A 21,521-nucleotide genomic window follows, 5' to 3' on the forward strand; every position below is an offset into this window, starting at 1 on the left:
CAAGTAGAGGGCATTTAAATTATTTAAGTATTTATCTTTCAGACCAAGATGGAATTGGGTGTACCAACTCAGCTGATGCCCATTTTGTAGGAGCAACAACTTTGTTTTCACACTTACTACCATCATCGTTACATGATACTTGGAAAAGTACCATTGGCTTAGAAACGTTCTGTCCACCTTCTGCAAATTTTATGTTCCCATAAAAAGTTTGCATATCAGTTGCGGCTAAAGCGTCTCTAACTTTTTTAGTGTCAAATGATTGTGCTCTCTCGAACGCATCTTTAAATACTAATAAAGCAGCTGACGACTCTGCAGCTTGGTATGGCGGTGCATAACCAAATGCTTTTGTAAAATCTGCATCATAGGTAGTTCCATCTTTAAAGAAATCATCTTTGTAAGATAATGATTTATGCCATTGCGAAGCACAAAGTGCATACTCAGAAGCTTTACCATGCATCTTAGATAATTTAGCAGCATCACAGTGAGTCATTGCTAACATAGGAACATCAACTTTCATCTCTGAAATTTGTCTAACAGCTGTTAGAGCTCCTTTTGTGTGACCTGAAACCACAAGAACATCTGGTTTTACAGCTTTTACTTTAGATAAAGTAGCAGCCATATCATTAAGTTCTTTCGGTAACTTATCGTCAATGATGATTTTAGAACCTGTTCTTTTAGCAGCATCAAGAATACCTAATCTCACATCTTGAGAAAAGGCATCTTGTTCAAATGCCATTGCAATCTTAACTGGTTTTCCACCGTTTTTTTCAACTGCAAGGTCAATTGCTACATCAAGATATAAGTTTGCTGGAGCAAGCACTGCAAATAAATATTTATAACCCTTAGTGAATAACGATCTAGACGCACCGTTTGCTTCAACCATAGGAATTCCATATTTTTCAGTTACAGGAGCCATAGCTTTTGTAAGTCCTGAGCTATAAGGCCCAAGCATGTATTGAACACCATCTTGTTGAATTAATCTTTCTGCAAGTTGTGCTGCTCTTCCAGAGTTTGACTCGTCATCATAATAAATGATTTCAAACTTGTAAGTTTTTCCACCAACTTTAACACCCCCCATGCTGTTAATTCTCTCTACGGCTAAGTTATAGCCATTTTGAGTATGAACACCATTAGATGAATATTTTCCAGTCAATGAAACAGCTGCACCTAAAATAATTTTATCCCCAACAACCTTCGCGAAAGATATTGTTGAAGCTGAAATTAAAAGAGCAATTGCAGAAACTAACGTAATTAGTATATTTCTGATTTTCATTTTTATTTCCTTCTATTAGTTTTAAATTTAAAGAAATATTAAACCTTTAAATGTAATTCTCCGCAAGTACTTAAAACAAAGTGTGACCTAATATTTTTGAATAAAAGCTATAATTAATGCGATTATTATTAATACGCACGCTGAAATTGTATTAATGGTTTTTGGATTTGCTTGTATCCAAACAATTAACTTTCTAGCAAGCACAGCATAAGCAACTAAAGATAAAAAATCTAAGACTACATATGTTGTGATTAAAATTACAAATTGGACAATATAATTTGAATTAAAATCTATAAACTGTGGAAAAATTAAAGGAAAGAACATCCAAGCCTTTGGACTTGTTCCTGCAACTAAAAAACCATCTTTAAAGAATGAAAAAAAACTTTTTGATGAAATATTATTTGAGTTTATATCTTTTGGTCTTGAATTATAAATATCATAAGCAAGATAAAGCAAATAAACTATTCCAATCCACTTAAAAATATTTAAAAAGTTTGGATTATCAACAAAAAAAGATCCAAGAACAAAAATTACTAAAGTTGCTTGAATAAAATTTGCAGTAACGTCTCCTAGTGCTGTCCAAATACATTTTTCAACCCCATAATTCATAGAATAAGAAATGATCACAATTCTAGGAGTTCCAGGGGTGATAAATAGAAATAAGATTATCTGTAAAAAGAGGAAATAATTTAAAGGGAGCATTTTGGGATTTTTAGGATAGTCCAAAAAAACCGGGAGCTAAAGATGGCTAAGATGGACTATCTAGATCAGATAATACCATGCCCTTAATTAAAATGCATTAATCATTTTTTTCAAATATAAAGGATTTATGAAAAAAAAAGGTCGCAGACCCATCACCAAGGTCAAAAATCCAGAACCGAAAATTGATGACCCAGATTGGATCATCTGGGCTGCCTGGGCAGACCGGATCACTTTTGAAGAAATTGAACAAAAGACTGGAAAGACAGAATCTGAAGTAATCAAGATTATGCGAAGATCTGTTAAACCTACTTCATTCAGGTTGTGGAGAAAAAGAGTAAATCAAAAGAGTATAAAACATAGAAAAAAATTTGAATATTCTAGAAAAGAAATTACTAGTAAAATTAAAAAGAATGATTATTTATAATCTATGAAATCAGTTACTATTTATACAGGACCTCTTTGTAATTTTTGTGATGCTGCAAAAAGATTATTAACTAGAAACAACGTTGAATATAAAGAAATCAACATTGCATCAGTTGATGGAGCAATGGATGAAATGATTACAAAAGCCAGTGGAAAAAGAACCATACCTCAAATATTCTTTGATGATCAGCACATTGGTGGTTATGATGAAGTAAGAGCCTTAGAAAAAGAAAATAAATTACAAGATCTTTTAAAATAAAACAAAATAAATAACTAAAAAAACTAAAGTATATTCAAAAAAACTTTTAAAAGATGTTATTTGTTTTTCATTAAATCTTTGATTGATATATTTTTTTAATAAATAAAAACCAACATTCACTAACAAAACACCAATTATAATGCCAATAACTGTAGATTTAACTGTAAAATTTTTATAACCAAAGTAACAAGCTGCAATTAAACTAAGCCAAGAAATTTTTGTAATAAATATTTTAAATATTATTCCAGCCTTTTTACTGAACACTGATTGTGTTTTTATTATTGAATAAGACCAAATAATACCAATTAAAAAAGTAGTATACTTAATAATCATTTTACGTTTTTGGCTTAAAGACTAAACAAACACCATTATTACAGTATCTTTTTCCAGTAGGGTTTGGTCCATCTTCAAAGATATGACCATGATGTCCACCACATTTTTTGCAATGATACTCAACTCTTTCATACCCTAATAAAGTATCTGTTTTAGTTTCGAAAGCATCAGGTAGTGACTGATAAAATGAAGGCCAACCTGAACCACTTTCATATTTAGCAGTTGAATCAAATAGCTTTTCACCACAATTAGCACAGTGGTAACTGCCCTCTCTTTTTTCATGGTTTAGTTCACTAGTGCCTGGTGCTTCAGTTCCATCTTCAAATAAAATTAATTTTTGTTCACTTGTGAGATCTTTATTAATTTTTTTTGTCATAATTTTATTCTAACACTCTTAATGGTTTACCAGCAACACAAGCTTCTAAGCTCTCAATCATTTGTGTATAAAACTTACTATAATTTTCAGCTGTTACATAACCTACGTGTGGCATTAATAATGCATTAGGTAAAAATCTTAATTTATTATTTTCAGGTAAAGGTTCTTTTTCATAAACATCAAGTCCAGCACCTGCAATAACATTAGTTGATAATGCAATAATTAAATCGTCTTCATTTATAATTGAGCCTCGTGACGTATTAATTAAAAAAGCAGTTTTTTTCATCATATCTAGTTCTTTTAATTTTATTAACTCCTTATATCTGTCACCACCTTGAACGTGGATAGATATAAAATCTGAATTCTGTAATAAATCTTCTTTGTTGCAAGGCAATACGTCCAATTCTTTACAGGTATCTAAATTTAAATTTTCACTCCAAGCCATGACCTGCATACCAAAAGCCTTACCAATTTTAGCAACCTCGGACCCCACTCTACCAAGTCCAATTAATCCTAAAATCTTTCCCTTAAGTTCAAAGCCGATAGTGGTTTGCCAATATCCTTGATACATATTATCAATTTCTTCCTTAAAATTTCTAGCAAGGCCCAAAATTAAACCCCAAGTTAACTCGGACGTTGGAGTAAAATTAATTTCTGTACCACAAACTATAATTTTTCTTTTTTTTGCAGCCGTGAGATCTATTGCCTTATTTCTTGATCCGCTAGTAATAATAAATTTAAGATCATTAAGATTATCTATTAAATTTTTAGTGATTGGTGTTCTTTCTCTCATTATTAATAAAGCCTCAAAATCAGAAAGTTGTTCAATAGCATCCGCTTCATCAACAAATGGCTCACTGAAAATTTTAAACTCATATTTTCCTGAAAGTTTTTTTAAATCTACAAACTCATGAGATACATTTTGGTAATCATCTAGTATTGCAACTTTAAGCATTTTTAATTTCCTTATTTGATAAAAATAAACCTATTATAATTAAAATAGCACCAATCAAATGAAAAAATTGAAATTTTTCATTAAAAATTATTATAGCCATCATAGTGCTAAACAATGGAATTAAAGATAATGAAATACCTGCTCTATTAGCACCTATAATTGATACCGCTCCAGCCCAACAATAATAAGATCCAATGCTAGGAAAAAGTGCAAGAAAAACTAGAGTATAAATGAAGTTAATATCAAACTGAATCACTTTTCCATTTGAGAATTCGTATAAAAATTGTGGTAATACAGTAATCAATCCTAATGTACAAATAACATGCACTAGCGCTAACAATGGTAAGTTAAATTTTTTTCTTTTTAAAAGAGTTGAATAAACTCCCCAAGCAAGAACACCTCCAATCATTATTAGGTCACCTTTATTAAAATTTAATGAAAGTATAATGTCTAGTTTAAGTTTGGTTATAATCACTATGATCCCACAAATAGAAACTATCAAACCTAGGATCTGAAATTTGTTAGTTTTTTCAACATTAAATAAAAAACAAAGTAAAATTATAATAGCAGGTATCGCAGCATTAAAAAGAGAAGCATTTATTACTTGCGTGTGCATTAGAGATAAATATGTAAATGAATTAAATAAACCAACACTTGTAAGGCCTAAAAAAAACAACAATGGTAAATTTTTAAAAATGACTTCTTTGTATTCAATTATATCTTTGTAAGTAAATGGTAATAAAATTATCCAAACTAAAGACCATCTATAAAAAACTAAAGATAAAGGTGGGATTTCTGTTAAAAAAGCAAATTTTCCAACTATAAAATTGCAAGCCCAAAATAAAGTTGCACATACCAGCATTGTATATGCTTTAGTGTTTTGCATCAATTAACCAAATCTTTTTGAGCTATAAGGTTCTAGATTTAGATTTGTATTTTCTTCAGCTATCATTCCAGAAATAATCTTTCCAGATATTGGACCCAAAGTCCATCCTAAATGATGATGACCAAAGCTATAAAAAATATTTTTATGATTTTTTGATGGACCTATTACTGGTAAAAAATCTGGCAAACTAGGTCTAAATCCCATCCATTCATCTTCATGCTCTGGTAAATCACCCAACATATATTTTGCATTATTAATTAAATTTTTAACTCTTCCTTTAGAAGGTGGGTTCTCAAGACCGCCAAACTCAACTGTTCCAACAACTCTAAGTCCTTGTTCCATTGGCGTAATACCAAAACCTCTATTAGAAAAAATTACCGGTCTATTTAAAAGATGATCACAACCTTTAAAATGAACATGATATCCTCTTTCTGTATCAAGTGGTATTTTTTCATCCAAATTATCTGTTAATCTTTTTGAAAAAGCACCACAGGCAATTACTAATTTGTCAAAAATAAATCTTTGAGTTTCAGTTTTTATAGCTGGTTTATCTTCATCAAAATTAATGTCTTGGACATTCATTTTTAAAAACTTTCCACCTTTTTTCAAAAAAAGATCAAAAAGTTTTAAAAGAATTCTTTTTGGATTTCTTGCGTGCCTTCCATACTGATAATAAACACCACCATGATAAAAAGGTTTTATATTTGGTTCAAGATCATGAATTTCTTTTGGGGTTACAACTTGTTGATCAACACCTAATTCATTTCTAACTCTAATCTCAAGCTCTCTACTCTTTAAATTTTGATCATTCCAAATATATAGAATACCTTTTTTTTCAACTAAACCCTCTAAATCTATTTCATCAAATAATTCATCATAAGCTGGTAAAGCTAAATCCAAAATTTGATGCATATTCTTTGCGGTATGCATCATTCTATTTGTAGTGCAGTTTCTAATAAATTTTAAAAACCATGGTATCATTTTGGGAACATAATTCCATTTAAGAGCAAGTGGACCTGTTGAGCTTAAAAGCATGGCTGGCACATCAGCTAAAACATCAGGTCTATTCATTAACACACAAGCATACGGAGAAAAATGACCTGCATTTCCATATGAAGCAACAGGACTGCCTGGTTCCTCTTTATCAAAAATTGTTACATCGAAACCTTTTTTTTGTAAAAATAATCCATTTGAAATTCCTTGTATTCCAGCGCCTATAATTCCAATTTTTAATTTTCTATTCACAATCTCTATATAATTTCTCAATGAATTTTTTTCCAGCGGCAAATTGGTATGGATGGTTTAAAATTAAGCTATTAATTGTTTATGATTAATTTTTGCACTCATAACAATTGCAAATCCAATCATTGTGGCCAACATTGATGAGCCTCCATATGACATGATTGGCAGAGGTGAACCAACAATAGGTAATAAACCTAAAACCATTGACATGTTCACTGAAATATAAAAAAATATAGATGAAGCATAACCGTAACAAAAAATTTTTGCAAAATAACTTCTTGAAATCGAACCTATCTTTATAATTCTATAAATGATTATAATATAGATTAGTAATAATCCTAATGATCCTAAAAAACCATACTCTTCTGCAAATAATGTAAAAATAAAGTCAGTATGTTTTTCAGGTAAGAATTCTAAATAGTTTTGTGTTCCCTTTAAAAAACCTTTTCCAGTCAATCCACCAGAACCAACTGCTATTTTAGATTGAATTATTTGATATCCCGCACCCAAGGGATCCCTATCTGGATTTAAAAAAGTAAGAATTCTTAATTTTTGATATGGTTTTAAAAGTGAGATGGCAAAAGGCATCGAAATTAATAAAGTTAAAAATGAGTATATAAAATATTTAATGTTTAGACCAGAAAGCCACATCACAACTAGACCACTTAATCCAATAAGTATTGAGGTACCTAAATCTGGCTGGGATATTACAAGTAAGATAGGAAGAATAAGAATTATTAATGAAAAAAATATATGCTTAAAAGTATTAACTTCTCGAAGTTGGACTCGATGATAATATTTTGCAAGACAAGCTATTATTGCAATTTTCATTAGTTCGGAAGGTTGTAGATTAATAAAATATAAATCAATCCATCTCTGTGAGCCTGAAACTTTAATCCCATAAATAGAGGCCCATATTAAAAGAAATAAAATTACTACATAGAAAAGATAAGAAAAGTAATGCCAAATATTTATTTTAAATAATGATAAAAAAATCATCATAAAAAAGAAAATCAAAAATTTTGCAATATGACTTTTAGTGTGAAATAAAATCTCTCCACCATCTGTTGAATACATAGATAATGAACTAATTAACCCTAATAATAAAATACAAAATAATAAAATATAATCAAAATTTCTTAATTTTTGAAACAAAGTTGAATTCGAACTTAGTGAGTCGATTTGCATTTATGTATTTATTATTTTTTGAGTTTGAGCTTGTTCTCTAAGATTATGTCTATCAATAATTAGTTTAAATAATTCTTTTGCAAGTGGAGCTGCTACTGAACTTCCAGATCCACCATGTTCAATAACTATGCTCAAAGCATACCTTGGATTTTTAAAAGGTCCAAAAGCTATAAATAATGCATGGTCTCGATTTTTATAATCTATATCTTTTGTTGCTAAATCTAGTTCTCTCTCAGCTTCAGTAATTCTTTTAACTTGTGATGTGCCTGTTTTTCCTGCAAACTGATATTTTGGATCTTCTATTCTAGAAGAATAAGATGTTCCTCTAATTTCATTTGTTGATGCAAACATTGAGTTTCTAATTAATTCTATATTTTCTTTTTTATCAAAAAGTTTGGTATATTGATCATTTCCAAATGATTCTAAAAAATCCTGTCCTTCATTCATTAGTTCTTTAATCTCAATAGCTGTTTTGTCTTTTTCATTAATAGTTATTTTAGGATAAATTTTAAAACCACCATTAGCTAATTGTGCGGTCATTAAACATAGTTGAAGAGGAGTAGTCTGAATATAACCTTGACCTATTCCAGTTATTAATGTTTCACCTAAAACCCATCCTTTTCCCAGATTATTTTTTTTCCATTTTGTGTCAGGAACCAATCCTTTTTTTTCATTATTAAATGTTTTGTCTAAAACTTTATCTCCTAGACCAAATTTAATTGAAGTTTCTCTTAAACGATCAACTCCAAGTTTTCTTGCTATTTCATAAAAATAAGTATCACAAGATTGTTTCATGGCTTCTTTTAAATTTACAACTCCATGACCTTTCTCTTTCCAGCAGTGGTATGTTTGCCCATATATTTCAGTTTTTCCTGTACAGTTAACCTTAAAATTTTTTGTTATTATATTGTTTTCTAGTGCAGAAAGAGCAACCATTGGTTTAAATGTTGAACCAGGTGAATACAATCCAGATAAACTTTTATTAACTAAAGGCTTTAATGGGTTATTCCTAATTAGTTGCCAATTATCTTGGCTAATACCAAAAATGAATAGATTTGGGTCAAATGAAGGAGAAGACTGCATTGCTATAATATCTCCAGTATAAATGTCCATTACATTTATTGATCCAGCCATTCCTCTTAAAAGTTCGGCACTTTTTTTTTGAATCTCTGTGTCTAATGTAAGTTTAATAGTATTGCCTTTCAAACCATCAATTTGATCAACTTGATTAATTCTTTTACCATAAGCATTAACTTCATATCTCTGAATACCGTTGGTACCAATTAATTGATCTTCAAACGATTTTTCTAAACCAGTTTTTCCAACCTTAAGACCTGGCACAAGATTGTCTTTGATAGACTGATTGTTTAAAATATCATTTTCACTAGCTTCACTTACATAGCCCAATACGTGTGTATAGCTTTCATCATACGGGTAATTACGTGATACAGAAATGACAGGTTTTGCACCCACTAAATCGTAAAGATAATGATTAACTTTAGAAAATTGTTCCCAAGTTAAATTTTTTGAAACAATCAATGTCTCCCATGGCTTTTGTTGGTTTTTTTGTTTTATAATTTTTTCAAATTGACTGTTAGTAAGATTTAAAATTTCTTTTAGTCTTACTATTAGATATCTAAAATCTTCTACTTGCTCAGGTATTACGTGTAACTCATAAACCCTGTTATTTCCTGCAATTACATTATCAAAATAATCAAGAAATTCTCCTCTAATTGGTGGCAACCTCCATTCTCGCAGTCTATTTTTATCTGACAACGTAGAATACTTTTTGTTATCTTTGATTTGTAATGAAAATAATCTTACTATAATTCCTGTGAAAATAATAAATTTTGCTGTTCCAATAATAAACATTCGTCTATTAATGGTATGAATTTTTTTTACACTAAAGTCATCACCTAACACTGTTTCTACCCTCTATAAAATTAAACAAAAATGGAAAAATTAAATAAAGTAAAGAAGTGAAAATGATATTTGATATTTGATCAATATAACTTGTCTCATAATTAAGAAATAAATTTAAGATTATGAAGGATAATGAATTTATAACTAAAAGAGTAATAACAAATGATATCCAATCTTTTAATAAACTTACACTTAATGTTATAGCTCTTAAATAGGCCGCAACACCACAAAGTAATAAATACATCAGGCTACTCATACCAATTGGTGTGCCATTAATCACATCATTAAATAAACCTGCAATAAATATCAAGGTATATCCTAAGCTAGCACTTCTTTTTAAACTAAAGTAAAAAATTAAAATATATGAAAAATTAAATGAAAAATATTTCAAGTTTAAATAATTAAAATCAAAATTATTTAATATAGATACAAAAAGTAAAATTATTGGAATATGGTTAAATAATATTTTTATAATATTTGTTTTATATAACGTCGACATTAATTTTCTGCCTTTTTATATGATAAAATTTTTACAAATTTCAATTGACTAAAATCAGAATAGAAATTTATTTTTTGATCTTCATTTTCAAAACTATTTATATCTATTTTACCGATAGGTATTCCGGATCTAAACAAACCTCCAGCCCCTGAGGTATAAACAATCATGTCTTCATCAATTCTAGTTTGGTTTTGATTATACTCAATAATGCCATAATTTTTTCCCATGCCTGACATTATCGAAAGGTGCCCCATGGGCTCAAGAATTACAGGAATTTTGCTATTTAAATCTGATAACAGTAATACTCTTGAAGAAGCAAAATTGACCTCAACTACTTTACCTACTAAATATTTTTTATCTAATGCAACAGAGCCTAAATTAATACCATGTTTGCTGCCTTTGTTGATTATAACTGATTTATAAAAAGGACTATTTTTATCACTTAGAACTTTTGCAAATGTACCTTGATCTTCAACTAAAAAATCATCTACTATTTCTTTTAATCGTTTATTTTCTAAAATTAGAAAATCATTTGATAGTTCTTTTGCCTTCAACTCTTTTAGCTCAAGTTCATTTTTTTTATTAATTTCATATAAATCTAAATGTGATTGAACTTTATAGTAGCTTTCTTTTATAAATTTTTCAGGTACTGACACAATAAATGTTGATCTATAAGCAATTTCCTTAATTGCTATTTTAATATAATTAATAGGTTTAAAATTAATTTCTCCTAGAATTAAAAATATTATAGAAAAAATTATAAGTGTTAGTATAGAAAATTTTTGCTGTGTTTCTTTTTTTAAAAATGCAGATCTAATTGCTATTACAAAATCGTCTCTGCTTGTTTCCATTTCTTTTAATACTCAGAAAGCATAGTAGAAAAGGTCTCCTCTTGCTCTAAAGCTTTTCCAGTACCAATTGCAACACATGCTAATGGATCATCTGCTATAAAAACTGGTAAACCAGTTTCTTTAGAAAATCTTTTATCAATATTTTTCAATAAAGCTCCACCACCAGTCAATGTTAACCCCATATCTACTAAGTCAGCGGATAATTCTGGAGGTGTGTTTTCAAGTGCACCCTTTATTCCGTCGACCATATCTTTTAAAATATCATTTAAAGCTTCTGCTGTGTCTTCTTCAGTAATATTTACCTCTTTAGGAGTTCCTGATCTTAAATCTCTACCTTTAACAGCATATACATTTGAATTTGAAGGTATGGCTGTTCCAATTTCTTTTTTAATTTTCTCAGCTGTACTATCTCCAATCATAAGATTATATTCTTTTCTCATATAATTTACTAATGCGGCATCCATTGCATCTCCAGCAACTCTTAATGATTTAGAATATACCAATCCTCCTAAAGACATTACGGCTATCTCAGTAGTACCACCCCCTATGTCAACTACCATTGATCCTGTTGCTTCTGAAATTGGAAGTCCCGCACCAATTGCTGCTGCAATTGGTTCTTCAATTAATTGAACCCTTCTAGCACCAGCAGCTAAAGCACTATCTTGAATAGCTTTTCTTTCAACTGGTGTTGAGCCTGTTGGTACACAAATTAAAATTCTTGGATTTGCAAAAGTTTTATTTTTATGAACTTTTTTAATAAAATGTTTAATCATTTCTTCTGTAACTATAAAATCTGCAATAACCCCATCTCTTAAAGGTCTAATTGCACTTATATTACCAGGTGTTCTTCCAAGCATTGTTTTTGCTTCATCCCCCACTGCAAGTACAGTTTTCTTTCCAGCATTTTCTGCAATAGCAACAACAGATGGTTCATTTAAAACTACACCTTGTCCTTTTAAAACCACAAGTGTATTGGCCGTTCCAAGGTCAATTGCCATGTCCTGACTCCATACGCTGCTTATATTACTAAACCAATTAGCCATTTTAAATACCTTTCAATTGTTGGGATTCATACTCCATAGGAGCAACTTTTTTTCTTTTAATAATCATTTTATTTAATGCACTTAAATAAGCATTTGCTGATGCAACTAATGTATCTGTATCAGCAGCTTGTCCAACTGCAGTCTTTCCTTCTTCTTCAATTCTAACACTTACTGTAGCTTGCGCATCAGTTCCTTCAGTAACAGCATGAACTTGATACAATAACAATTTTACATCATGAGGATATAATACTTTGATGCATTTAAATATAGCATCTACAGGTCCATCTCCTGTTTCTGATGTTTTTTTAACTTCTCCATAAACATCTAGTGTCATTTCAGCTTTTTGTGGCTCACCTGTTCCAGCAAAAACTTTCAATGATTTTAAATTAATCATATATTTATCTAAAACCAAACTATCATCAACCAAAGCTGCGATATCATCATCATAAACATGTTTTTTCTTATCAGCTAAAATCTTAAATTTTCCAAAAGCTGTTTGAATTACATCATCAGTTACTTCTCCATAACCAAGATCATTTAATTTTTCTTTAAATGCATGTCGTCCTGAATGTTTTCCCATAACAAGAGATGTTTTTTTAACTCCTACACTTTCAGGAGTCATAATTTCATATGTTTCTCTATTTTTAAGCATTCCATCTTGGTGAATACCCGCTTCATGTGCAAAAGCATTTTTTCCAACAATTGCTTTATTAAACTGAACGGGAAAGGTTGCATTTGAAACAACTTTAGAAGCTTTACTTATCAATTCAGTCTTAATTCCTGTTGAATAAGGCATTAGATCATTTCTTGTTCTTATTGCCATTACAATTTCTTCAAGTGCTGCATTACCCGCTCTTTCACCAATGCCATTTATAGTACACTCTACTTGTCTTGCTCCTGCTGCAACCCCTGCAAGTGAATTTGCAACTGCTAACCCAAGATCATTATGACAATGAACAGATAATATTGCCTTATCAATATTTGGAACTTTATTTTTTAATGTTGTAATTATTTTTGTAAATTCAGCTGGAATGGTATAACCAACAGTATCTGGAATATTTATTGTTTTCGCTCCACTGTTAATTGCAAGCTCAACTGACTTGCACATATAATCCATATCTGTTCTTGTGCCATCCTCGCATGACCATTCAACATCATCGGTCAAATTTCTTGCGTAAGTTACACTTTCTTTAATTGCTTCCAGAACTTGTTCTGGTGATTTATTTAACTTGTGCTTCATGTGTAATGGACTTGTTGAAATAAATGTATGTATTCTAAATCTCGGCGCTGCTTTTAAAGCTTCATGACATACATCTATATCTTTTTTACTTGCTCTTGAAAGTCCACAAGGAATAGAATTTTTTAAAATCTTACTTATTGCAGTTACCGCTTCAAAATCACCTGGAGATGCAATTGGAAATCCAGCTTCGATTATATCTATACCTAATTCATCAAAAATTCTTGCAATTTGAATTTTTTCCTCAAGACTCATTGATGCACCTGGTGATTGCTCACCATCACGCATTGTAGTATCAAATATAAAAATTTTATCTTTGTCGTTCATAGCTAATATTTAGAAAACCTATAATACAATCTATATTAGAGATTGCAAAATATTTGTTATATTTACGCTATGTTTCTTGGTCGATTTGGGTTTTTATTAAAAACTAACCTTTATCACTATCTATTAATTTTTTCTTACCAATCCAAGGCATCATAGCTCTTAGTTCAGCACCAACCTTTTCAATTGGATGATCTGCAAGATCTTTTCTCATTTTTAAAAAGTTCTTTTGACCTCCTTCACATTCTTTCATCCAATCTCTTGTAAATTTACCAGATTGAATGTCAGCAAGAACTTCTTTCATTCTCTTTTTGCTTTCACTGTCTACCACTTTTTTGCCTGAAACATATTCGCCATACTCAGCAGTATTTGAGATTGAATAATTCATATTTGCTATTCCACCCTCATAAATTAGATCAACAATTAATTTGACTTCATGTAAGCATTCAAAATATGCCATTTCAGGTTCGTAGCCAGCTTCCGTTAAAGTTTCAAAACCATTTTTTATAAGCTCAACTAATCCTCCACAAAGAACTGACTGCTCTCCAAATAAATCTGTTTCACACTCATCTTTAAATGTTGTTTCAATAATTCCAGATTTTCCACCACCGATTGCTGATGCATATGATAAAGCAAGGTCTCTTGCTTTACCTGTTCCGTTTTGATGAACTGCAAATAAACATGGAACTCCTCCACCTCTTTCAAACTCACTTCTAACTAAATGGCCAGGTCCTTTTGGGGCAACCATAAATACATCTAAATCTTTTCTAGCATCAATAAGTTTGTAATGAATATTTAATCCATGAGCAAAAGCTAGACTTGTGCCCTCTTTAATTCTTTGTTCAATATGATTTTTATAAATTGAAGCCTGTAATTCATCTGGAGTTAATATCATTGCAACTTCTGCCCATTCGGCAGCATCAGATAAATTCATTACTCTTAAACCTTTAGACTCCGCTTTTGCTTTGCTCGCCGATCCATCTCTAAGAGCAACAACTACTTCTTTTGCTCCACTATCTTTTAAATTTAAAGCATGTGCGTGTCCTTGACTTCCATAACCAAAAATTGCAATTTTTTTGCTCTTAATTAGATTAACGTCTGCATCTTTTTCATAAAACATTTTCATTTCTTTTCTCCTTTTGCTAATTAATTTAAGATTTCTGCACCTCTCGTCATTGCAACCGCCCCAGTTCTTGAAGCGCTAACAAGACCAAGTGGTTTTAAATTTTTTATCATATTATCTATTTCTCTTCTTAATGCTGTAATTTGAATTACTACAGATTTTTTTGTCTGATCTAGTACAACTGGATTAAAGTTTTTACAAGTATTTAAAGCTTTCTTAATTTTAATAGGATTTGCAACAATTTTTAATAGAGCCATTTCTCTAAAAATGACATTTTTATCGTCTCTTTTAAAATTAGCAACATTGTGAACTGGTACGAGTTTTTTTAATTGTAATACAATTTGTTCAATAACTTGTGGTGTCCCTGTTGTTACAATTGTAATTCTAGATAAGTTTTTTTTATGGTCAACTTCAGCCACTGCTAAAGATTCAATATTATATCCTCTACCTGAAAATAGTCCAACCACTCGAGATAAAACACTCGCTTCATTATCTACCCAGACTACAATAATATGTGTATCAATTTTTCCCGATTTAGTTGGAGTGCTATATGCTGATTTAGATTTTGTCATTTATACTAATGCTTTTCCTTTGCCACTAATCTTATTGGCTTCTTGATCATTTGGACCTAACAACATTTGGTTATGAGGCTTTCCAGAAGGTATCATTGGAAAGCAATTTTCATCTTGATCTACGTGACAATCAAAAATTACTGGTCTATCAGTATTGATCATTTCTTCAATTTTTTCATCTAGTTCATTAGGTTCTTTTGCACAAATACCAACACAACCATAGGCTTCTGCTAATTTAACAAAATCTGGTAGTGCCTTTGAATAACTTTCAGAATAGTTTTTTTCATGGAGAAGTTCTTGCCATTGCCTTACCATGCCCATGTATTGATTATTTAATATAAAGACTTTAATTGGCAAATTGTACTGAACCGCAGTGGAAATTTCTTGCATATTCATTAAAATTGAAGCCTCACCAGCAATATCTACCACCAATTTTTTAGGATGGGCAACTTGCACACCAATTGCAGCTGGCAATCCATAGCCCATAGTTCCTAAGCCACCCGAGGTCATCCATCTATTTGGTTTATTAAATTTGTAATGTTGTGCAGCCCACATTTGATGTTGGCCTACTTCTGTTGTTATAAAAGTATCTTGTTTTTTTGTTAACTCATAAAGTCTTTCTACAGCATATTGAGGCTTTATAATTTTATCACTGCCAATATAACTTAGAGATTGCTTTTTTCTCCATTTTTGAATTTGTTGCCACCAGTTTGAAATTTTTTGTTTATTTGATTTTACTAGATTTAAATTTTTCTTTTTTAAAGTTTTTGTTGTTGAACTAATTACATCCACAACATCTCCAACAATAGATAGATCAACTTTTACAATTTTGTTGATTGAAGATGGGTCTATATCTATATGGACTTTTTTTGATTTGGGAGAAAACTCATCAATCTTTCCTGTTATTCGGTCATCAAACCTAGCACCTATATTGATAAGTAAATCACAATCATGCATTGCATTGTTAGCTTCATAAGTTCCATGCATTCCTAGCATTCCAAGAAATTGATTATCATCTCCTGGATAAGCACCTAATCCTTGTAGTGTTGAGGTAATTGGAAATCCAGTAAGAGATACTAATTCTCTTAAAAGTTCACTTGCTTTTGGGCCTGAGTTTATAACACCACCACCTGTATAAAAAATAGGTTTTTTTGCCTTGCTCATTAAATCAATTAATTGATCTATATCTTTTTGCTTAAACCTATTTTTAATCTTTAAGTTAGATTTTTTTTTGGAAGGTTTAAAGTATTTTGTTTTTGCAAATTGAATATCTTTTGGAATATCTACTAATACTGGCCCTGGTCTTCCTGTTGTTGCAACCTCAAATGCTTCATGCATTATCCTTGGAAGGTCATTTATATTTTTAACTAACCAATTATGTTTTGTGCATGGTCTTGTTATTCCTGTTGTATCACACTCTTGAAAAGCATCTGTACCAATTAAATGAGTTGGGACTTGACCTGAGATACAAACAAGAGGAACAGAGTCCATGTAGGCATCTGTTAAAGCTGTCACAACATTTGTTGCACCAGGTCCAGACGTGACTAATACAACGCCAGGTTTTCCAGTTGATCTTGCATATCCCTCAGCGGCATGACCAGCACCTTGCTCGTGTCGAACAAGAATGTGTTTAATTGAAGGATGGTTTTTTAATTCATCATAAATTGGAAGCACTGCTCCACCAGGATAACCAAAGATATGCTCTACCTTTTGATCTTCTAAACATTTAAAAACAATCTCAGCACCTGAATATAATTTTGACATTCAGGCAATCTATCGGACTTTATGTTAATTGGTCAAGTTTAAGAGATGATTTATCTAATTTTTTTACAAAGGCATCAATTTTATTTAAAGATATTTTATCCCAAGTGGTCATTCTCGTTCTGGCCCAAGTTGCTTGTCTTTTAGCATATTGTCTTGTTTTAATTGATATTAGTTCTATGGCTTGCTCTAAATTAATTTTATTTTGTAGATACTGTGTCAATTCGTCAATTCCAATGACCTTATTTACAGTTTGATCCTTTTTAATTTTTAATGAAATAAATTTTTGAACTTCCCTTATGGCTCCTTTTTTAACCATAAGTAAGACTCTTTCATTTATTCTTTTGATTAACTCCTGTCTTTCAACGTTGATATACAATTTCAAAAATTCATTTTCTTTAAAAACTGATGTGGTTTTATCTAACCAGTCATACATTGAAACATTGGTAAATGATTTAATTTCAAATGCTCTTATACTTCTTTGAGAGTCATTTGGATCAAATTTCAATTTAACCTTAGGATCAATCTGTAAAAGTTTTTTATAAAATTTTTTTTGACCTTCTTTTTTGTGTATTGCTCTAATTTTATTTCTAAATTTTATTGGAATCTCAGGGATTTCTACTAAACCATTGATCAAGGATTGAAAATATAAACCAGTTCCTCCAACTAAAATTGGAATTTTTTTTCTTTTTTTAATTTCTTTAATTTTTTTAATCACTTTTTTTAACCAATCGCCTGTTGAAAATTTTTTGTCTAAATCAATTAATCCGTACAAATGATGTTTGATACCTTTTTTATCTTTTAGGTTTGGTTTTGCTGTTAATATTTTTAATTTTTTGTAAACTTGCATGCTATCTGCATTAATTATTTCTCCATTAATTTTTTTAGCAATTTTTACAGCAAAATTTGATTTACCTGAAGCAGTTGGACCTGAAATTAAAATGATCTTGGACAGATTGTCCATTATTAGTCTAGCTTAACACCAATATATCTTCTTTGGTTTTGATTGTTGTAAATCACAATCAAAATTGTTTTTTGATTTGATTTAAGTGCACTCTCAACTATTTCTTCAAGATCTTTTATAGATTTAATTTTTTTCTTTTGAGCTTCAATAATTATGTCACCTACGTTTAAGTAATTTATTGGGCTATTTTTACCAATATTAGTGATCACTAGACCTGTTGTTTGATTGGGCAATTTTCTTTCCTTAATATCATCATCATTTAAAGGTCGTGCTATAATCTTTAATGATTTAACTTCAGAAATTTCTGGAGTTTCATTTTTACTTGCTTTTTTTTCAACTTTAAAATCCTCTGAAGTTTCAAGTCTTCCTAATTTAATTTTTTTTGTAATTTCTTTTTTATTTCTCCAAACTTTAACATCAACTGTTTTACCTACTTCTGTTTGAGCAACAATAATTGGTAGTTCTTTCATTTCATTTATTTTGGTATTATTAAACTCTAAAATTATATCGCCATCTTTAATTCCTGCTTTATCAGATGGGCTATTCTCAGCTACACTTGCAACTAAAGCTCCTCTTGGTTCATCTAACTTTTCTACATCAGCAATTTCTTGAGTAACCACTTGAATTCTAACTCCAAGCCATCCTCTTTTAGTTTCACCAAATTCAATTAATTGGTCTATTACTTTTTTTGCACTGTTGGAGGGTATAGAAAAACCTATGCCAATTGAACCACCTTTGCCTAAGATTGCTGTATTAATTCCAATTACATCGCCGTTCATGTCAAACAAGGGGCCTCCAGAATTTCCTGAATTTATAGAAGCATCTGTTTGAATGTAGTCTTCATAACGAGAAAGCCCAATAGATCTATTTCTTGCAGAAATAATTCCAGCCGTAACTGTTCCTCCTAGGCCAAATGGATTACCAATTGCAATTACCCAATCACCAATTCTTGCTTTATCTGAATCTCCAAATCTTGCAGGTATGAACTTTTCTTTTGAGTCTATTTGTAGAACAGCAATATCTGATAGGGGGTCAGCTCCTATAACTGTCGCTTTATACTCTTTATCACCATCAACTCTTACTAAAATATCTTCTGCATTTTGTATAACATGGTTATTGGTTACCACAATTCCACTTTTTTCAATTATAAAACCTGAGCCTAACGCAGCTGATTTTCTTGTTTGCGGTGTTCCAAATTCTTTAAACATATCCTCAAAAGGAGAACCTGGTGGGAATTGAAATCCTGGAAATGGATTTGAATTAGTAACAACTGTTGTGGTTGTTGAAATGTTTACAACAGAAGGCATTAGTTTTTCTGCTAAATCTGCAAATGAATTCGGTACTTCTTTTGCAAACACCTGTGAAGCAAAAGTAATTGAAAAAACAATGATTATAAATTTTTTAATCTTTTTCATTTTAATTTTTAATATACCAAATAATAACAAAACCAATAACTGCAAAAATTAATCCACCACTTCTCAATTGTGAGTCGCTTATTAACTCAATTTTTTTTATCATATTTTTCATTTTTGATGGAAATAAGGCATACATAATACCTTCAATAAAAAGGAAGAGACCAAAAGCTATGATCAATTCTTTCATGTCTAATTATTATTGAGATTTAGGTTTTATATTTCCAAAAAATTTAAAAAATTCACTGTCAGGAGATAAAATTAAAGATGTCTCTCCGCCGATTAAAGCTGTTTCATATGCCTGCATAGCTCTGTAAAATGCAAAAAATTCAGGGTCTCTTCCAAAGGCTTCTGCAAATATTCTATTTCTTTCACCATCACCTTCACCCTTCATGATCTCAGAGTTTTTATTGGCATCTGCTAAAATTATTGAAACTTCTTTATCAGCCGTTGATGTAATTGTGACTGCCATTTCTGCACCTCGTGCTCTAAATTCCTTAGCTTCTCTTTCTCTTTCAGTTTGCATTCTTCTAAAAATTGCTTCACTGTTTGCTTGTGGAAGGTCTGCTCTTTTAATTCTTACATCTACAATTTCAATTCCAAATTTTTGAGCCTCTGCATTAACCCCTACTTGGATTAAAGACATTTGTTTTGATCTATCTTTAGATAACAATGTTTGTAGTTCTTGTTGACCTAAAACATTTCTAATTCTTGAGTTAATAACTGTTGCCAATCTTGATCTTGCAACTCTTTCATTTCCAACTGAAATGTAAAATTTTAATGGATCTACAATTTTAAATCTTGCAAATGCATCAACAATTAATCTTTTTTGATCAGAAGCAATAACCTCTGCTGGTGGAGTATCTAAATTTAATATTCTTTTATCTAGATAAACTACGTTTTGAATAAATGGGATCTTAAAGTTTAAGCCTGGTTCTACTATAATTCTTTTTGGATCACCAAATTGCAAAACTATTGCTTGATTAACTTCTTTAACAATAAATACTGAAAAGAAAACTGCAGCTCCTAGGACTGCTATAATGGGTAATAAAATTTTTTGTACTTTCATTTAATTAGTTACCTTCTTTTTTCCTAGTTCAGGTAGTGGTAAATAAGGAACGACCCCTGATCCAGCATTTTTCTCAATAATTACTTTATCAATATCAGCTAAAACTTTTTCCATAGTTTCAAGATACATTCTCTCTTGTGTCACTTCTTTTGCTTTATCATATTCATTGAAGATTGATATAAATCTACTTGCTTCACCTTCTGATTGAGCAACTACTTTTTGTTTGTAAGCTTCTGCTGCTTGCATAATTTTTGCAGCTTCCCCTCTTGCTCTTGGGATAACATCATTTGCATATGCTTCAGCTTCATTTTTAGATCTTTCCATATCAGCTCTTGCAGCTTGAACATCTCTGAATGCATCAATTACTTGATCTGGTGGATCAGCTTTTTGAGTTTGAACTTGTGTAATTTGAATTCCACTTTGATACTCATCTAAAATGGATTGAATAATTTCTTGTGTTTCAATTTCAATTTCAGCTCTTCCTTCAGTTAGAATTGGTTGAATATCACTTTTAGCAATTACTTCTCTCATTGCAGTCTCAGCTGCAGCTTTTACAGATCCTTCAGGATCTTGAATTTCAAATAAAAATTTGCCAGCATCTTTAATTACCCAAAATACTGAAAAGTCTATGTTCACAATATTTTCATCTCCTGTTAACATTAAACTTTCTTGAGGAACATCGGCCACTCCACCGCCTTGAGAAAATCCACTATCTCTTTCTGATCTAAAACCAATATCAATTCTATTAACTTTTGTAACTTTAGGAGTTTCAACTGCCTCAATTGGAACTGGAATATGATAGTGCAATCCTGGTTGGGTAGTTTTTATAAACTTACCAAATCTAAGGACGACACCTTGTTCGTCAGGTCCCACTCTATAAAGTCCGCTTGCAAGCCAAACAAAAAGTAAAATAATTAAGATTAGACCAATTGGTTTTCCGCCTGATTTACTTCCACCAGGTAAAAATTTATTAATTTTATTTTGGATGTCTTTTATAATTGCATCTATGTCTGGTGGTGTTGGACCTCTACCTGAGCCATTTCCTCCTCCAGGGGGTGTTCCCCATGGACTTCCACCTCTACCTTGAAAATCATCTGACATATACT

The 21,521-nt window shown here is 30.9% G+C and carries 23 protein-coding genes; 2 read left to right on the forward strand and 21 right to left on the reverse strand.

The window, feature by feature from the left end; all coding sequences use genetic code 11:
* Nucleotides 1-31: 31 nt before the first annotated feature.
* Together AC5SL8_RS04630 and AC5SL8_RS04635 are read right to left on the reverse strand one after the other, a co-directional pair.
* Entirely contained in the window at nt 32-1,273 is a 1,242-nt protein-coding gene (locus tag AC5SL8_RS04630) for an amino acid ABC transporter substrate-binding protein (protein ID WP_494572815.1), read from the reverse strand.
* Between the two features lie 87 nt (nt 1,274-1,360).
* On the reverse strand, nt 1,361-1,975 hold the full coding sequence (locus tag AC5SL8_RS04635; RefSeq protein WP_494572816.1) for a LysE family translocator: 615 nt from the start codon (nt 1,973-1,975) through the stop codon (nt 1,361-1,363).
* A gap of 127 nt (nt 1,976-2,102) precedes the next feature.
* Between AC5SL8_RS04635 and AC5SL8_RS04640 the strand changes: the two genes are divergently transcribed.
* Nucleotides 2,103-2,399: a TIGR03643 family protein gene (locus AC5SL8_RS04640; protein ID WP_494572817.1), complete on the forward strand. Its 297-nt coding sequence runs from the start codon at nt 2,103-2,105 to the stop codon at nt 2,397-2,399.
* A gap of 3 nt (nt 2,400-2,402) precedes the next feature.
* Nucleotides 2,403-2,657, forward strand: coding sequence for a glutaredoxin 3 (gene grxC, locus AC5SL8_RS04645; protein WP_494579303.1), 255 nt, complete (start codon nt 2,403-2,405; stop codon nt 2,655-2,657).
* On the opposite strand, the gene AC5SL8_RS04650 is transcribed toward grxC, so the two are convergent.
* From AC5SL8_RS04650 to hflK, 19 genes are all read right to left on the reverse strand, one after another.
* On the reverse strand, nt 2,649-2,990 hold the full coding sequence (locus tag AC5SL8_RS04650; protein WP_494579305.1) for a hypothetical protein: 342 nt from the start codon (nt 2,988-2,990) through the stop codon (nt 2,649-2,651). The genes grxC and AC5SL8_RS04650 overlap by 9 nt on opposite strands.
* A 1-nt stretch (nt 2,991) precedes the next feature.
* A complete protein-coding gene (gene msrB, locus AC5SL8_RS04655) occupies nt 2,992-3,366 on the reverse strand; it encodes a peptide-methionine (R)-S-oxide reductase MsrB (RefSeq protein WP_494579307.1) in 375 nt (124 codons plus the stop codon).
* 4 nt (nt 3,367-3,370) lie between these two features.
* Nucleotides 3,371-4,321, reverse strand: coding sequence for a D-2-hydroxyacid dehydrogenase family protein (locus tag AC5SL8_RS04660; RefSeq protein ID WP_494579308.1), 951 nt, complete (start codon nt 4,319-4,321; stop codon nt 3,371-3,373).
* Complete coding sequence (locus AC5SL8_RS04665; protein ID WP_494579310.1) at nt 4,314-5,207, reverse strand: DMT family transporter; 894 nt, start codon at nt 5,205-5,207, stop codon at nt 4,314-4,316. Before AC5SL8_RS04665 ends, AC5SL8_RS04660 begins: the two co-directional genes overlap by 8 nt.
* Nucleotides 5,208-5,210: 3 nt before the next feature.
* A complete protein-coding gene (locus AC5SL8_RS04670) occupies nt 5,211-6,452 on the reverse strand; it encodes an NAD(P)/FAD-dependent oxidoreductase (RefSeq protein WP_494579311.1) in 1,242 nt (413 codons plus the stop codon).
* Between the two features lie 63 nt (nt 6,453-6,515).
* Nucleotides 6,516-7,637 carry a rod shape-determining protein RodA gene (rodA, locus tag AC5SL8_RS04675; RefSeq protein WP_494579313.1) on the reverse strand — a complete coding sequence of 374 codons (1,122 nt, stop codon included), beginning with the start codon at nt 7,635-7,637 and terminating at the stop codon, nt 6,516-6,518.
* Nucleotides 7,638-9,560, reverse strand: coding sequence for a penicillin-binding protein 2 (gene mrdA / locus AC5SL8_RS04680; RefSeq protein ID WP_494579315.1), 1,923 nt, complete (start codon nt 9,558-9,560; stop codon nt 7,638-7,640).
* Nucleotides 9,550-10,059: a rod shape-determining protein MreD gene (mreD, locus tag AC5SL8_RS04685; RefSeq protein ID WP_494579317.1), complete on the reverse strand. Its 510-nt coding sequence runs from the start codon at nt 10,057-10,059 to the stop codon at nt 9,550-9,552. Before mreD ends, mrdA begins: the two co-directional genes overlap by 11 nt.
* A complete protein-coding gene (mreC, locus tag AC5SL8_RS04690) occupies nt 10,059-10,910 on the reverse strand; it encodes a rod shape-determining protein MreC (RefSeq protein ID WP_494579319.1) in 852 nt (283 codons plus the stop codon). The genes mreD and mreC overlap by 1 nt, the downstream gene beginning before the upstream one ends.
* Nucleotides 10,911-10,915: 5 nt before the next feature.
* Nucleotides 10,916-11,953 (reverse strand): rod shape-determining protein, encoded by a 1,038-nt coding sequence (locus AC5SL8_RS04695; protein ID WP_494579321.1) that lies wholly within the window; start codon nt 11,951-11,953, stop codon nt 10,916-10,918.
* A gap of 1 nt (nt 11,954) precedes the next feature.
* Nucleotides 11,955-13,517 carry a 2-isopropylmalate synthase gene (locus AC5SL8_RS04700; protein WP_494579322.1) on the reverse strand — a complete coding sequence of 521 codons (1,563 nt, stop codon included), beginning with the start codon at nt 13,515-13,517 and terminating at the stop codon, nt 11,955-11,957.
* 103 nt (nt 13,518-13,620) lie between these two features.
* Nucleotides 13,621-14,640, reverse strand: coding sequence for a ketol-acid reductoisomerase (ilvC, locus tag AC5SL8_RS04705; RefSeq protein ID WP_494572830.1), 1,020 nt, complete (start codon nt 14,638-14,640; stop codon nt 13,621-13,623).
* A 20-nt stretch (nt 14,641-14,660) separates the two neighbouring features.
* Nucleotides 14,661-15,209 carry an acetolactate synthase small subunit gene (ilvN, locus tag AC5SL8_RS04710; RefSeq protein WP_494579324.1) on the reverse strand — a complete coding sequence of 183 codons (549 nt, stop codon included), beginning with the start codon at nt 15,207-15,209 and terminating at the stop codon, nt 14,661-14,663.
* Nucleotides 15,210-16,973, reverse strand: a complete 1,764-nt coding sequence (locus tag AC5SL8_RS04715; protein WP_494579326.1) for an acetolactate synthase 3 large subunit — start codon at nt 16,971-16,973, stop codon at nt 15,210-15,212. It lies immediately after the preceding gene.
* 19 nt (nt 16,974-16,992) lie between these two features.
* Nucleotides 16,993-17,934, reverse strand: a complete 942-nt coding sequence (gene miaA, locus AC5SL8_RS04720; protein WP_494579328.1) for a tRNA (adenosine(37)-N6)-dimethylallyltransferase MiaA — start codon at nt 17,932-17,934, stop codon at nt 16,993-16,995.
* Nucleotides 17,935-17,936: 2 nt separating this feature from the next.
* Entirely contained in the window at nt 17,937-19,349 is a 1,413-nt protein-coding gene (locus tag AC5SL8_RS04725) for a Do family serine endopeptidase (protein WP_494579330.1), read from the reverse strand.
* Between the two features lies 1 nt (nt 19,350).
* A complete protein-coding gene (locus AC5SL8_RS04730; RefSeq protein ID WP_494572835.1) occupies nt 19,351-19,536 on the reverse strand; it encodes a DUF2065 domain-containing protein in 186 nt (61 codons plus the stop codon).
* 9 nt (nt 19,537-19,545) lie between these two features.
* Nucleotides 19,546-20,415: a protease modulator HflC gene (gene hflC / locus AC5SL8_RS04735; protein ID WP_494579332.1), complete on the reverse strand. Its 870-nt coding sequence runs from the start codon at nt 20,413-20,415 to the stop codon at nt 19,546-19,548.
* Nucleotides 20,416-21,516, reverse strand: coding sequence for an FtsH protease activity modulator HflK (gene hflK / locus AC5SL8_RS04740; RefSeq protein WP_494579334.1), 1,101 nt, complete (start codon nt 21,514-21,516; stop codon nt 20,416-20,418).
* Between the last annotated feature and the right edge of the window lie 5 nt (nt 21,517-21,521).

This window comes from Candidatus Pelagibacter sp. PS_41 (assembly GCF_059417725.1).